General features: G+C 65.1%; 7 protein-coding genes, 1 tRNA gene and 3 pseudogenes. 3 read left to right on the top strand and 8 right to left on the bottom strand.

Annotated features, from left to right (window positions below):
• Positions 1-321 precede the first annotated feature (321 nt).
• Both ACGF15_RS21445 and ACGF15_RS21440 read right to left on the bottom strand, forming a co-directional pair.
• Positions 322-3,450 carry a caspase family protein gene (locus ACGF15_RS21445; protein ID WP_345614349.1) on the bottom strand — a complete coding sequence of 1,043 codons (3,129 nt, stop codon included), beginning with the start codon at positions 3,448-3,450 and terminating at the stop codon, positions 322-324.
• Positions 3,447-4,316 carry an alpha/beta fold hydrolase gene (locus ACGF15_RS21440; protein ID WP_392801051.1) on the bottom strand — a complete coding sequence of 290 codons (870 nt, stop codon included), beginning with the start codon at positions 4,314-4,316 and terminating at the stop codon, positions 3,447-3,449. The genes ACGF15_RS21445 and ACGF15_RS21440 overlap by 4 nt, the downstream gene beginning before the upstream one ends.
• Positions 4,317-4,812: 496 nt before the next feature.
• Here ACGF15_RS21440 and ACGF15_RS21435 point away from each other — a divergent pair.
• Positions 4,813-5,561 (top strand): annotated as a pseudogene (locus ACGF15_RS21435) (transposase family protein).
• A 21-nt stretch (positions 5,562-5,582) separates the two neighbouring features.
• Here the strand turns inward: ACGF15_RS21435 and ACGF15_RS21430 are convergent.
• Positions 5,583-5,815, bottom strand: a pseudogene (locus ACGF15_RS21430) (DNA-directed RNA polymerase subunit alpha C-terminal domain-containing protein); the annotation flags it as partial.
• Positions 5,816-6,626: 811 nt separating this feature from the next.
• Complete coding sequence (locus ACGF15_RS21425) at positions 6,627-7,394, bottom strand: transposase (protein ID WP_392801048.1); 768 nt, start codon at positions 7,392-7,394, stop codon at positions 6,627-6,629.
• 131 nt (positions 7,395-7,525) lie between these two features.
• Here ACGF15_RS21425 and ACGF15_RS21420 point away from each other — a divergent pair, with 131 nt between their 5' ends.
• Positions 7,526-9,649 (top strand): AIPR family protein, encoded by a 2,124-nt coding sequence (locus tag ACGF15_RS21420; protein ID WP_392801045.1) that lies wholly within the window; start codon positions 7,526-7,528, stop codon positions 9,647-9,649.
• Between the two features lie 9 nt (positions 9,650-9,658).
• A complete protein-coding gene (locus ACGF15_RS21415) occupies positions 9,659-11,080 on the top strand; it encodes a hypothetical protein (RefSeq protein ID WP_392801042.1) in 1,422 nt (473 codons plus the stop codon).
• Between the two features lie 54 nt (positions 11,081-11,134).
• Here the strand turns inward: ACGF15_RS21415 and ACGF15_RS21410 are convergent, their stop codons facing one another.
• From ACGF15_RS21410 to ACGF15_RS21395, 4 genes and pseudogenes are all read right to left on the bottom strand, one after another.
• Entirely contained in the window at positions 11,135-12,106 is a 972-nt protein-coding gene (locus ACGF15_RS21410) for a hypothetical protein (RefSeq protein WP_392801039.1), read from the bottom strand.
• Positions 12,103-13,707, bottom strand: coding sequence for an N-6 DNA methylase (locus tag ACGF15_RS21405; RefSeq protein WP_345614355.1), 1,605 nt, complete (start codon positions 13,705-13,707; stop codon positions 12,103-12,105). Before ACGF15_RS21405 ends, ACGF15_RS21410 begins: the two co-directional genes overlap by 4 nt.
• Positions 13,708-13,929: 222 nt before the next feature.
• Positions 13,930-14,003, bottom strand: a tRNA-Met gene (locus tag ACGF15_RS21400).
• Positions 14,004-14,270: 267 nt separating this feature from the next.
• Positions 14,271-14,432 (bottom strand): annotated as a pseudogene (locus tag ACGF15_RS21395) (NUDIX hydrolase); the annotation flags it as partial.
• Positions 14,433-14,439: the final 7 nt, after the last annotated feature.

The following is a 14,439-nucleotide window of genomic DNA, read 5'->3' as shown; positions in this document are numbered from 1 at the left end:
CAGCAGCAGGGCGCCTGGCCCGAGGGGTATGGCATCCCCTGAGTAGTCGAACGGCCGCCGGGGGAGAGGGATTCTTTTGTCCAGGGCCCGGTGGCCGAGGCCGATGACCAGCCGCAGCCGCGACTCCACGCGGGCCGGATCTACTGGCTCGGTCACCAGGTCCTGAGCCAGCGCGTGAAGCGTCGTGGCCAGTTCGTAGGCGAGCGATCTCGACCGGCCGACAGCGGGCGGCATCCGGTCCTCGTGATTCACGCACGACTCCTCGGCTCTCTCGTACTCACGTGTGCTCTCGAGTGGCGGAAACTGAACCCGGGTCAGGACTCAAGTCTCGATGCGGACCAGGCCCTCGCTGGTGCCCACGACGATCGCGCCATCGCGGTGCAGGTCCAGCGCATGTACGTCGAGCCCGATATCGAGCCGACGGGACCTACCTCCAGTCGGCGGCGTCAGCCGGATGTCTCCGTGCCCATCCGCGCTGACCAGAACCGGCTCGCCCCCGACGGTGCACAGCCGCAACTCGCTTATCCCGCTGGTGTGCTGGACGATCGGCCTGTGCTCCCGGCTGTCCCAGGGCGTCCACCAGACCGAGCCGTCGCCGGCCCCGGTCCAGATGCCCTGCTCAGATGAGATGATCTTGACGAGTCCTCGGACCTGGGGCGGGGAAAAAGTGTCCAGCGGCTCCCCGTCGCCGCGCCAGACGGCGACCTGCGACGCCGTGCGCCCGGCCACCCTCACCTCCCCCCGGTGCCTCGCGGCGGTGACGCCGCCCAGCCGCAGTCCCGGCTTCTCAACGAGTTCTCCGGTCTTCCCGCCGCTGCGCCACTGCCACCCCTCGGTCCCCGCGATGAGCAGGTCGCCCCCCACCTGGACACAGGTGACCAGGTGGCAGGTCAGGTCCAGCGGCACGATCTTCTGCTCCAGGCCGTCGTCGAGGCGCCGGACCCAGACCAGCCCGCCGATCTCGCCTGCGAACAGGGCGAACCGCCCACCCAGATCAATCACCGAGGAGGCGGTAATCCGCGGCGGGTGCGCCATCTCTCTGAACGACTGCCAGGAGGTGTCGTCCGCTCCTCCCGGCCTCCGGAAGATCCGCCCGCATCCGGTCAGGACCAGTTCTCCGCCGTCGGGCAGGCAGTGCACCGCAGCGATCCGGGCATCCCGGACCTCCGTGTAACGGTCCTGGATCGGACGGCGGTAGTCCACCACCGCGGCCTGCCAGCCCTCCGCGTGGGCGCTGGCCCGTCGGGCGAGCTCATCGAGCCCTCGCACCTGGGCATGGAGGGCCATCCGGGAGAGCGTGTGCCCGTCGGACAGCCGCTGCGCGCCCAGTAGCCGGTGGCACAACGACCGTACCCGGGCGGCCCGATCGTCCGTGGTCCTCTGTGTCAGGCCGAGGGCCCGGTACAGGGACTCGCCGTTCATCGCCAGCAGGAACTCGGGGTCGTCCAGGCACTCATCCAACAGCCCGGCGAGCCGGGCGTGGTGGGGGAAATGGTCCCGGGTGTATCGGTCGGCGCTCGACCAGTCCCGCTGTCCGTTCGACAGCACGGGCAGTTGTTCGATCATGGCAGCCACGAACCACTCATGGCCAGCGCGCTCGTCGGCCGCACCCGTCAGGTAGCCAGCCGTCGGAGGGTGGGTGAACCTCCACCCGTGACTGTTCATGCCGTCCTCTGGGGCATCAAGGTAGTCCCTCGCCTCTCTGCACACACGGTCGAGATCTGCGGGGTCCGTGTCCGCCCGTCCGGCCGCCCGCACCACTGCGGCCCATAGCCGCCCGTCCGCCGGCAGACCGGCCCCCTGCGCCAAGGCCACTGGCCTCAGCAGGTCCCGCGCCCACAGCGGATCATCGTCGTCCAGCCTGCGGCTGAGCCGGCTGAGCCGGTCCAGGAACAGATCGGCGTTGGACCGCTCGGCCTGCACCCGCGCCGTCCTGGGGTCGTGATCGCTCATGTCGACCGCGAAGAGATAGGCACGGAGCCAGGACCGGTCTGCGGCCTCGGCTGTGTCCCGGGCGATGTCGTCTATCCACCGGGGGTCCGCGTCAGTCCAGGTGGTGCCCCTGCGGTTGCGAAGCACGTGCCCGACCAGTGCGGCGATGTCGGTGGCGCGGTGCCGGTCCGGCACGTCGAGGTCTATCAGGGGCCCTTCGAAGCCGGCCGGGACCTCGCGGGTAGCCAGCACCACGCGGGTCTGCGGCTGAGTGGCGAGCGGCGCCAACAGCGCGCCGTACAGCGCCTCCGGCTCGGTGCAGGCGTCCGCCGAGTCGAAGACCAGCCGCAGCCCTCGGCCACCGAGGGCCTGTACCAGTGCGGCCGGGTCGTCCGGGGCAGTGCCGGTCTCGTAGTGGTTGGCCAGCTTCGAGACCACGAAGGACGGCGACCGGCCGCGCACGTCCAGCAGCAGGTCGACGCAGCTCTCCGGCGCCGGGCCGGGCGCCCGGGGCCCGGCCGGCAGCGGCTGCCGCCGGGACGAGGCATGCACCCAGTCCAGCAGGACCGACTTGCCCGAGCCGGACCCCCCGACGACCACCAGCGGTTCGTCGGCGTCCGCGTCCGAGGCGCCTTCCACAGCCTCGGCCGACAGACCGACGGCCAGGTAGTGGACCACCTTCCCCACGGCTTCGGCACGGCCGCAGAAGGCCCAGCCGCTCCAGTCGTTCGCCTCCGGAGGCCGCCGTACCGAACGGGCCTGGTATTGAGGGTTGGGGAAGGCCCGGATCGGCTCCTTGGGCGGTACGTTGTCCGGCAGCTGGGGAGCGCCGGAGTCCTCGGATCCCGCCTGCATCCTGGCCTTCAGCTGCTCGAAGACCGCTCCGAAATCGAGGTACTCGGAATCCTCGTCCGCCCGTGTGCCGCGCAGGGCCGCCGCGAAGGAGTCAGCGAAATGGAGCTGCTGCGCGTCGGTGACCCGGTCGGTGGAACTGATCAGACCAAGCAGCGGCAGCGGCACCCCCTTGCTCCGCTGGTCGGTCGCGGCCCGCTCCAACTGGTGCAGCGCGAGCCCTGACTGGCAGGCGTCGAGCAGGATGACCACCTCGGACGGCCGCGGGGTGCGGGCGTCCGGGACGATCAACGACATCAGCTTGCCCATGTCCAGCATGGACGCCCGCTCGGTCCGGGCGTTGCGGTGCGTGGCGAGCAGGACATCGCCGTCTCCGTACGCGACCCCGTGGCCGGAGTAGTAGAAGAGCAGAACGTCGGGCGGCACCCCGTCGACGCCGTCCAGCGCCTGCTCCAAGCCGCGAGCCACCTCTTCGGCGGTCGGGTTGATCCGCGGCTCGGGATGGATCGCGTACCCGGCCTCCGCCAGGACGGCCCGCATCATCCGCAGCTCGTCGTGCACCCGGGGCAGCGGATCCAGGCCCTTCCCGAAGTCACTCGTGCCACAGACGAGCGCCACCCGGACCGGGCCCGCCGCCCGGGTCGCCGGGTGCGGCGGCGCCGTCACCGCTCCTCGGCGCGGAGCCCGCCCGCCACCGCTTCGGCTACCTCCGCAGTGGTGAGGTAGTGCAGGACCGAGTGGCTCCCGAAGGCGTACTTCCGGCCGTTGTACCAGGGGAGGTTGACGACGGGCCGGTCTTCCACTTCCTCACCGAATACCGGGCCCAGGTGCTTCACCAGTGCGACGGGGTCGTCCTTGGCCGCCACGTTGACCCAGCGGGACACCGACGAAATCCCGTCACCCGCGGCGGGAGAGGACGGCAGCAGCCGGTCGTACACCGCCCGGATACCCAGGGGCGAGCCTACGCTGACGAAGGTGTGGACGTTCCACTCCGGGTGGGCGCGGAGCGCCTCGTAGCCCACTACCGAGCCGAGCGAATGGCCGATGACCACCCGGGTCTCCGGGGTCACCACCCGCTCGAACCGCTGCTGCGCACAGGCTCGCACGGTGTCGTTCGCGTCCAGGTAGCGACGCACCTGGCGGATCATCCACAGGACAGAGCGACCTGCAGGCTGCCCGAGCCGCTCGCTCCGCTCAAGTCGGCGCAGTGCCATCTGTCCGAGCCCCTTACCGCCCGCCGCCGGCACCTCGGTGCCCTCGGCGAACGCCTCTAGGAGCTCCAGTTCCAGTGGATCGTTCAGGTCCCCGATCCGCAGCGGCGGGATGTCAGCCAGCTCGTTGTCCACGTTGCCCTTCCCGCCCCGGGCGCGGTAGCAGCTGCCGTAGTACACGGCGGAGACGTCCCCGGCCTCAGGCACCGGCAACGCCGCGTCCGTCAGGCCGACCCGCAGGGCGTCATACCACTCGGTCAGCCAGGTCTCGCGGTGCTTGTACTGATAGCCGATGCCATGGCAGACCACCACTCGCGACATGTGCGCCCCCTTCCCGCCGACCCATGACGGGCTGGACCCTGCGGACCCGGATGTCTGAGGACCGGGCTCGGAACATCCGGTCTCATCATGGCGCAGAAGCTGACGGCCCGTCGGCCGCTTGCCCGGATCCGTCATCATCGACCGCCACCGCCGATCGCGCCACGCGTCGGATGCCGGGGCGTGGCCTGTGCGGCAGGCGAACCGTACCGGCCGGAGACGTTCGCGGAGACTCAGGGAGGCGGATCGGACGGGCGGTGGGGCGGCGGAGCAGGGCGCCTTCGTCACACGGCGGGGCGGTCGGGTCGACGTCGAGTGCTGCGCCGGTGAGCGCGGCGGTCCCCCTCGTTGATCTCCAGGCGGACGAGCGCGGCGCCGAGGCAGTGAGCTCTTTCCAAGCTGGCGGTGATGACCGCGAGTTGGACGGGCCTGCGCAACGACGAAGCTCCTGATAGACGGGTTCTCGACCAAGATCACCCATGTCTGTCAGGAGCTTCGCGTGCTTGTCTACCCGTCGGCGATTGATCTGTCCAGCCGCAGCCTGCGGTTCCTGACCGGGCAGCTGAAGGCCAGGCGGCGGGAGATCGGCACGCGTTGGCGGCGCCTTCCCGCCTCGCGACAGGCCCTGCTTGCACTGGCCCACCTGCGGTGCGGTGACACCTACGTCCAGCTGGCCGCCGGGTTCGGCATCGGGATCGCTACCGCTACATAAGCGAAGCCGTCGAGGTCCTGGCCGGTCTCGCCCCGTCCCTGGCCGAGGCGATGCGGACGATCCGGGAGAAGGCGTTCGTCATCCTCGACGGCACCCTGCTGCCGATCGACCGTATCGCCGCCGACACCCCGTACTACTCCGGGAAGCACAAGCGTCACGGCATGAACGTGCAGGTCCTCACCGATCCGTTCGGACGGCTGCTCTGGGCCTCGCCGGCTCTGCCCGGCTCAACCCACGACCTGACCGCCGCCAGGCAGCACGGGATCATCGAAACCCTCACCGAAGCAGGACTCAAATGTTGGGCGGACAAGGCGTACCAAAGCGCCGGCGGACCCGTCCGCGTACCGTTTCGGGGCCGGCGCCTCAAGCGGTGGAAGCGCCGCCACAACACCACCCACGCCAGGATCCGCTGCCTCGGCGAGCAGGCGGTGGCCACCCTGAAGGGCTGGCGCCTCCTGCGGAAGCTCCGCTGCAGCACCAACCGCATCACCGCGATCGTCCAGGCCGTCCTTGTCCTTCACCACGCGTCAGCGTGAGGTTGGAAAAGGCTCAGTGGTGAGGTCGGCCTCGGAGCGCGCCAAAAGCTCACCCACGGAGTGGACGCCCTCACGCTTAAGACAGTTGTACGAGCGGACCGTAAGCTTGAGCTCCACGACCGGCAGCGCCAGGTCGGCGGCGAGCGCAGCGTCCGAGGGACGGGCCCATGTCGATGCCCTCTGGGCTCGCGCGCCAGCCCGAACAGCTCGATCAGGGCCTTACCGGCCGACGTTATGGCGTCACGCGAACTCATGAGCTGATCTCGCTCTGAAACGCGACGGCGCTCCCGGATGCACCGACGCAGCCGCTCCTTCGATACCCTTGCCCCGATCGGCTATCGCGTGTGCTCACGGCCAATCATCGCCAGGACCGGAACCGGACGTGAGATCTGTCAGGACCGGACAATCCCGCCGACGCCTAATACCCCATCGGAGACCGGTTGATTTCACCCATCAACCTAGGGGCAGCAAGAGCCCCCTGATGGAGGGTCACGCACGAATGTCCACCGGTTGTCCACCGGGACCCCTTCGCGCAAGCCTGATCCACCCCTAGGCTCATACAAAAGACCAGGTCAAAGCGTTAGATCGTCGATCTCCTCACAGAAGCTAAACCTACGACCTACGCATTACAGTGCACAGACGGACATTGCCCGATTTGCCGAGATTCCAAGGTCATCCGGAACGAGAAACCCCAGGCCAAAGGCTTGACCTGGGGTTCACCATGGAGCGGCCTTCGGGATTCGAACCCGAGACCTACGCATTACGAGGGCCCGCAAGATCATCCCGGCTGGTGCTGGGCAGTGCCGCCGAATCCCGTTTCTCCAGGTCAGAGACCTACGCCCTGCAACCCACGTGCCGCCCAATCCACCCTGTCCCACCCAGTCCGCTCACGCACCGCTCACGCAGGACAGGCAGGAGCAACCGCCCCGCAGCCACGGGGGACGTGCACAGCTCACCTGGGTCTCGCATCTGGGTACCACCCTCACCCCAGCTCTCCTAAGGGTTGTCCCGTAAATGATCTCTGAGCTGCCTCGGGTGTGGTTGGCCGTCGTACGGGCCGCTCGTCTATCCGGCGAGGGCGAGGTTGTGCATCCGGGCGATGCCGAGCATGGCGTGGTGGACTCCGTCGCCTTTGAGACGGCAGTCGCGGAGGATCTTCCAGGTCTTCATACGCGCGAAGACGTGCTCGACGCGGGCGCGGACCTGCTTGTGGGACTTGTTGTGTGCTTCCTTCCAGTCCGGAAGGCCTTCGCCCTTGCGTCGGCGGTGGGGCATGACGAGCCCGGTGCCGGGATAGCCGCCGTCGGCGATCGCGAGTGTTCTGCCGACGGCGGCTTTGGCTCCGGATTCCTCCCACGCCTTGCAGTCGTTGCGGTTTCCGGCAAGAGGCCGGCCCACCACGACGACCAGGCGGGTGTCGGCGTCGATGACGACCTGGTGGTTGGTCGAGTACCGGTAATTCTTGGACTGCTCCGCCACCGTGTGGTCCCGGGTCGGGACCAGGGTGCCGTCCACGATGAGCACGGTGTCCTTGGCGAACCGCTTGCGGGGCTGGAGTGCGAGCATCGGTCCGAGGTGGTCGATGATGCGGTCCGCTGCCGACTTGGACACCCCGAAGAGCGGGGCGAGCTGGCGCATCGTCAAGTTCGTGCGCCAGTAGGCCTCGACCAGCAGAGCCCGGTCCTCCAGCGGGAGGCTCCACGGCCGGCCCCTGCGGGCCGCATCCGCACCCTCGCGCCGCAGTACGGTCACCAGCTTGCCGAACAGACGAGGGCTCAGCCCGGTGAACGAGGCTATCCAGGACGGCTCCGACGCCGTGATCACACCAGCCACATCAAGATCATCTCACCCGTGACCGGCAGTTACGGGACAACCCTTAGGGTGGCATTGCAGCGGGCGCTCCTGCCAGGTTGGGTGCACCCGGCAGCACTAGATGGCCAACGTGAGATCCAGGGAGTGAGTCGGTGGCATACCCGGTTCAGGTGCGCAATCTCAGACGACAGCTCAGCGAGCGATTCCGGCCGTTGATCGATATGTCGGATTGGGGGGGACGCCCTGATGAGGAGCAAGCATTCCTGAGCCGAGCAGTAGCCGCGCTGGCAGTAAAACTGGAGACTTCCTCCTCTGACGAGGATGCAGCACGAGCTGTGATCGACTGCGACACAGACCGCGGTATCGATGCCGTCGCAGTCGAGGAGCGAGGCGAGCGTCAGCACGTCACCTTGGTACAGGCAAAGTGGAGCGATAAGGGAGAGGCGGGATTTAGCGAGGCTGACGTCTCGGCCGTCATCCGCGGCCTCGACTACCTGCTGGAGCTCGAGTTCCATCGTTTCGGAAGCAAGATTGACCGGCACGCCGGAAAACTTGACGCCGCCTTGAACAGCCCCTCGCCCAAAGTCACTCTCGCACTAGCTCTAGTGACCGGTACCGATCTCCACCCCAACACTCGGGCCCTCCTGGAGGAAGAGATCGGAAAACACAACCTGGATGATGACCTGGTGGACTACAAGATCATCAACTTGCGGGATCTGCATCGCGAGATCCTCGGCGAGCACGCCGAACGCAAGGTAGATCTCGATGTTCAGATCCACGGCGTGGGAAGGGTCACGGATCCCCTCCTCGCCTACTACGGCACCGTCTCAACCGAGGAGGTAGCCGCGTGGTACAGCCAGCACGGTCGCCATCTCACTGCCCGCAACATTCGGGATGCACTCGACGTCAGCGATGTGAACGAGAAAATCCGAACCACTCTAGTCAAGGAGCCGGAGCATTTCTGGTACTTGAGCAATGGAATCACGCTGATCTGCGATCGAATTCGCAAGCACGGAAAAGGCGCCCCAACTACTGGAGGAAACGCGGGATTCCGCCTGGAAGGTGCAAGTGTAATCAATGGCGCCCAAACGGTGAGTGCGGTGTTCCGCGCAGTACAGCAGAAGCCCGCCAAGGCAGCCGGCGGACGTCTGCTCGTACGGATCATCTCCCTGGAAGATGCCCCTGCGGAGTTCGGTGACCGAATTACTGTAGCGGCGAACACGCAAAATCCAACCGAGGAACGAGATTTCCGCTCTCGCCGACCTGAACAGTTCGACTTGCGGCATGACTTCGCCCTTTCACTCGGGCTCAACTACGTCATTAAGCGCGGGGTTCCAGATCCTAGCCCGGCCGACGGTTGCACTATGACAGAGGCCGCTCTCGCCCTGGCCGCTACTCACGCTTCCCCGGAGTTCGCGGCAAGAGCCAAGCGCGACGCATCAGTTCTCTGGGAAAATCGCTACTACCGCCCTCTCTTCGGCAGCAAACCAAGCGCGCAGCGCGTATGGCGGTGTGTCCAGCTACTCAGGTTGGTGCGCGAGTCACTCGCCCAAGAGCAAGAGAACCTAGTGGGTCGACTCGGCAGTGCCGCGGCGCACGGCGACTTGCTGCTAACGCATGTCCTCTTCCAGACAATGAACACGGAAGACATAGACGCAGAGGGCCCTGATGCAGCGAAATCCTGGGGTGCGCGTTTCAACGCTGTCGCGGATACCGTCAGAAGGGCGCTGCGTTGGATGGTAGTTGTCGTCGACGGCGCGTATGGCCGCAATAGCCAGTTGAGCACCACGGTACGTACCATCGAGCGCGCTGAACTGGTAGCCAGGGGGCTATACGAGCGAGTCCTCAGTGGAGAGGAACCGCCGAGCGACTCCGAATCTAGAGTGGATCAGGAGCCGGGTGCCAGGGGCGGCCAGCTTACCCGCGCCGTATGGGCGATTGTCGATGCCGGGTCAATCCAAGACGGGACCGTTCTGGAGTTTCGGCCAGTCACGACCCCTGAGCGTAGGCAGCTCCCGCGGTGGATCGAAGAGGACCCGAAGCGTGCCAGAGCTGTCTGGAAGAACAACAAGAACAAGCCACTGATCTGGAGCGTGGACGGTTTGGCATACGCCCCGTCAACGCTCGTGCGCTCAATGCGGCGCGAAGCAATGGGAAACGACCAGCAGGTGCAAGGAACACGATACTGGCACGTACCCGGTAAGGGATCCCTTATCGATATCGCTCAGGAAGCTAGGGAAACCCTCAACCTCGCACCGGATTCGGCCATGGAGTGAGATGTCATCATGCATCGCTGGTCTCCCCTGAACGAACGACAGCTCGCCCTGCTCGGCCAGCTCGCGAACGCCAAGGAGTCCGAGGAGCCCTGGGACCCCGGTGAGTTCCGTACCGCCTACGCTCTGCGCGACCGCGGGCTGGTGACGCTCAAGCGCAGCGGGGGCGAGGTGGATACCCAGGTCACCGAGGCAGGCACCTTCTACATCCAGCACGGCCACCACCCGGACGACCCCGCGCACGCCGGGCCAAAGAAGGCTGCCGCGGGGAAGACGTCAGGTGGCACCCGCTCCGCGTCCTACGCGGACAGGCCAGTCGCACTCGCCCGTCGGACCAAGGCGAAGGAGCTCATCGAGCGACTCGATACGGACAGGCGCGTCACCATCACCAATCCCGACGACGCCACGGTGACAGAGTGGCGACGTGTGATCGACTACGCGAAGCGCCACAGCCTCGTCCCTGAGGGCCGACGCATCGAAAGTCTCCGCATGTGGAATCGCGACCTGCAGATCTCTCTGGTCGAGGGTCCGCACCCCAACTCACTGAGGCAGAGGCCGGATGAGGCGCCACCCGTCCACGTACCCACTCAGTTGCGCGCTCCGCATCCGGTCGTGGCTGCGCTGAGAGACGACGAGGGTCGACTCGTCATGCCCGCCCCGCTGCGGCGCCGATCGTTGCTGCTTCTCCAGGGCCTCGCCGCCGAGGCAGTACGTCGAGGGCACAAGGTGCAGGAGCATGAAGTCCCCTCCCGCCGGCGCACCCGTGCCTACACCACGTACGGCGGGCGGCACCACCCCTCCAGCTACTCCCTTCGTGAGGGCGAACTGGACTTGGTCGTGGACGGCTTCACCTACACCGTCACGATCCAGCAGGAGTCTCCCCAGTCCACCGATCCGGAGCGCTCGAAGAGCCTCGTGATCGAACTCGGCTACAGCCGATCCAGCCGGCAGTCCCGCTGGGCCGATCGCAAGCGTTGGGTGCTGGAGGACATCCTGGGAGCCGTTCTCCGGGAGATCGAGACCCGCGCCGTAGAGGACGCCCAACGGAAGGCGGACGAGGAGCGGGCAAAGGCCGAGCGCGAGGTTCGCTGGCGGGCGGCCATGGAGAAGGCGAAGGAGCTGGCCGCGCAGGAACAGTATGCCGAGGTACTCCGCGCGCAGGCTGGCCAATGGCAGAAGGCGGCAAGCCTGAGCTCGTACTGCAACGCCTTGGAGCGTCGACTGGAAGAGACGGCCGGGGAAGATGAGGCGGCGGTGGCCTCGGCTCGAGGGTGGCTGGCCTGGGCACGCCGTTACGTTCAGAGACTCGACCCACTGACCCGTCTTCCCACCATGCCCACCGCTCGCGAACCGAAGCCCGAGGAGCTCGCGCCCTACCTGAACGGCTGGAGCCCACACGGCCCCGAAGCGCACCGCGGCTGGGGAAATCGCTAGCGTGAGCTGTGGTGTCCGTCAGGCCCTCAGCCTGACGGACACTCGGGGCGCCGTCTACGCAATGTCACCCTCAGGCTCATCGTCAGCTTCCTCCACCGCAGCAGCACTCGACATGAAAATGTAGTGCTTGTCATCGTTCGCGAGATAGCTCAACAGGTCTTCCCGCAGACGCTGTGTCCCAAGGTAGTAATCCCGGAATGCCTTCGAGGCCCTATCGGCAACCTCACGATTCGGCGGAACCGGGATAAGAATCTCCCTATACCGCCGACCTACATCCTCACGGTTCGTCTGCATAAACACAACGCGATCCCACTGCCGACGCACCGCCTTCAGCGTCATCGCCCACAGGAGATAGAAGTTATCGAATGGAGCAGATTCCGCGGCCCGCAGTACCAGCACTTCTTTCGTCAGGACCACTCGCTCCTGCCCTGGCATGATCACCGCGAACTCGCCGATATTCTTACTCGTGCGGATAGGGGTGATCAGGTCATACGCCTCAAGACCAGACCCGCTCCCCTTCCAAAAGCGCTCGGCGACCACATCAGGAACCCGATTGGTCGGGTTGATGTTGACCTGGCCTGCGCGAATGTCAGAAACCTTGATGTAAGGAACGTGACCCGTACGAAAGTCGGCCGATGGGCTGCCGTGGCCATTCATCGAGATCAGCGATTCATCTTCGATGAGATCTCCGATGGACGCACTCGTGAAACCTTGCATCTCCGGAGATTTCATAAGCGCAACGAACTCACGCACAGGGCGCTCGTCAAAATAGTTCGGCACTGCAGTCAGCTGGTCAGTGAGACCATCCAGCTCAACCCAGCGACTGGTCTCCGTCGTATCAAATTCATCAACCAGGGCGGCTACGTCACCGGCGATCTGATCATCGATCACCCCCGTCCGCATGCCAGTCTCGGCATCCACGACGAATAGATCCTCGCCGTCCTTGTTGATACCGACAGTTGTCGCGTAGGAAACGAAAACCTGACCCTCACGGAACCAAGCCGGCTTATGCACCAAGGAAATCACTTCTTCTCAAAGACGTAGAAGTTGGTCTTCGCTCGACAGAACCCCTGGAATGCTTCCATGGGAATATTGAGAACGCCCCGGAGGGTGAAGCGCTCGCTCAACCAACCAGGAAGCCACTTGTAGGTCGGAGAGAAGAAATACGTCTCGGGCAAAATAATCCCGAGACGACCACCCTTCATAAGCAGCCTGTACGATCGCTCGAGAAACACCAGGCCGATCTCTAGGTCGGCATACTCGCCGTCCTTCCGGCTCGCTGCAGCCGCGATGCTGTAACCGTTTCGACGAGCATCGACCTTACTTACCTTAAGGTTCTTTCCAAAAGGTGGATTGGTGATCACGGCAGTGAAGGAACCGTCACTCAGGGGACGCTCAAGATGCGGGTAGTCCTTGGCCCAACGGTCTTCTCTTATCGAATCACCGATGTGCACATTCACGGATCCATCACCAAGACCGACCATGATTGCACGCGTCAGCTTGACGTTAATGGAGTCCTTGTCGACGCCGTACACATTCCGATGAGCCCAGGTTCGTGCGGCGGCAGCGGAACTCTCCGTGGAAACCTTATCCACCAAGGAAAGGAAAGCTTCGGCCAGGAATCCGCCGGTCCCGCACGCCGGGTCAATGATTTTATCCTCGAGGCGAATATCCATCATCTTGATGGCGGAGGAAATGACGCGCTGAGGGGTGAAGTACTGTCCTTCTCCAGCCTTCAGGTTCGCCCGGCGGAATACCTGGAAGGCTGAAGAGATGGCTTCGGGCCCCACATCAAGCAGGTTCAGATTGGAGAGCTCGTACACCGCTTCCTGGATGGTGTGAGCGTCAAGATTGAGGTCGCTTTCGTGGTGCTCAGCGAATACTTCAGGACGAAACGTCTTGAGGGCTTCAAACTGCGCCCGCATCACAGCAGCGGTAGCTTCTTCGTCTCCTTGAGAGAGCTGGAAAGCAACCGGCTTACTATGGTCGTATGACGCGTTCGAGTCCGACTCAAGCTTAAGGAGCAAGAGATTGCAGAGCTCGTTCAGCTGCGCCTCTGAACGAGTCGAACGACTGTCCCGAGCGACCACTACATCCAGCAGGCGGCTGAAGATGGAGCGCAGTTGACCGCTTTTCGGTGTGACGAGGTCGTTGAAGGTCAGCGGCTTCTCGGAAGGACGAATGAACTCTTCGCCCGGCTGAGGAAGGCCGTGGTTGCGGAAGTGCTGGAATCTACCGTCGGCCAGCTTGTAGACCCTGACATCCTCGGACCCGTTGGTCCAGTACCCCATTCGCGCACGTGGTTCACGACTGAGATAGATTTCGAGCTGCGAGATTCCCGTCTCAAGCGTCGGCTGCTTGAATTCGCAGATGACGAGGATATGTTCCCAATCGCCCGCGTGACGCACATCATCGAAGATGGCGAGGTCCACGGGCCAGCCGGCGAAGGACTTGCCCCCCTCGCGCTTTGCAGCATCGTGTGGAGACTGAGGCACCCGCCATTCAGGCTTCCAGCGCAGCTGCCCCTGGTCCCAACCCGCCTCAACGAGTTGCTTGATCGTTGGGAGGCGCACCTGCTGGTGCTCGGGGCCGCTCAGAGTGCGCGTGAGGTTGGCGTCGTCAGTCACGCCTGCAACTCTAGCGGCATGCCACCAGTTGCTACCCAAGGTTGCCGCCCAGCAACTGTGCGTGGAAGACCCGATGTGTCGGAAGAGGGGCGTTGCGCGCTCCCATCGCCAAACGATGCAAGCGGGCCAGCCTGAGCCGGGACGCACCAGAGCACAGGGCAGGTCCGTCAGAGAGATCAAAAAATAATGCGGCCCAGTGCACATGCACTGGGCCGCATCTCGTAGCGGGGACAGGATTTGAACCTGCGACCTCTGGGTTATGAGCCCAGCGAGCTACCGAGCTGCTCCACCCCGCGTCGGTAGGCACCACCATACGCCATGCTTGACCGCTATCGGGTCGCCTGGTCAGATGTGGCCGCTTCCTCCACGCGGCGAGGTCGGCGCCTTCGTCCCATCTGGCATAGGACGGGACGGCTGGGAAGCAGTCGCGGAATGCGCAGCAGCTGACGCCGACATGTCCTGGGCAGGGAGCCAGGCATAGGTGGTCTCATCGAGGAGTGGGCGACGCAGGTCGCGGAGACCCAGCTCAGCAGAGCGCTTCCATCCGCGACTCGCTCCTCGGGGTAGTCGCCGATCTGCTGGCGCATGCTGGCGTGGATGTTGTACTGGTCGAGGTCGGTCGGCTGGACGAAGCGGACGCCGTCGGCCTCGTCGTTGATCGTGGGCTCGCCGCCGACGGGTCGGCCGATGTAGGTGTTCTCGTACTGCTGACGGATCTCACCGTCGCGGCTG

The organism is Streptomyces sp. NPDC048001, assembly GCF_043203115.1.
GTDB lineage: Bacteria > Actinomycetota > Actinomycetes > Streptomycetales > Streptomycetaceae > Streptomyces > Streptomyces sanyensis.
The sequence above is the reverse complement of the archived record's forward strand: the minus strand, read 5'-3'. Positions and strand labels throughout refer to the sequence as shown.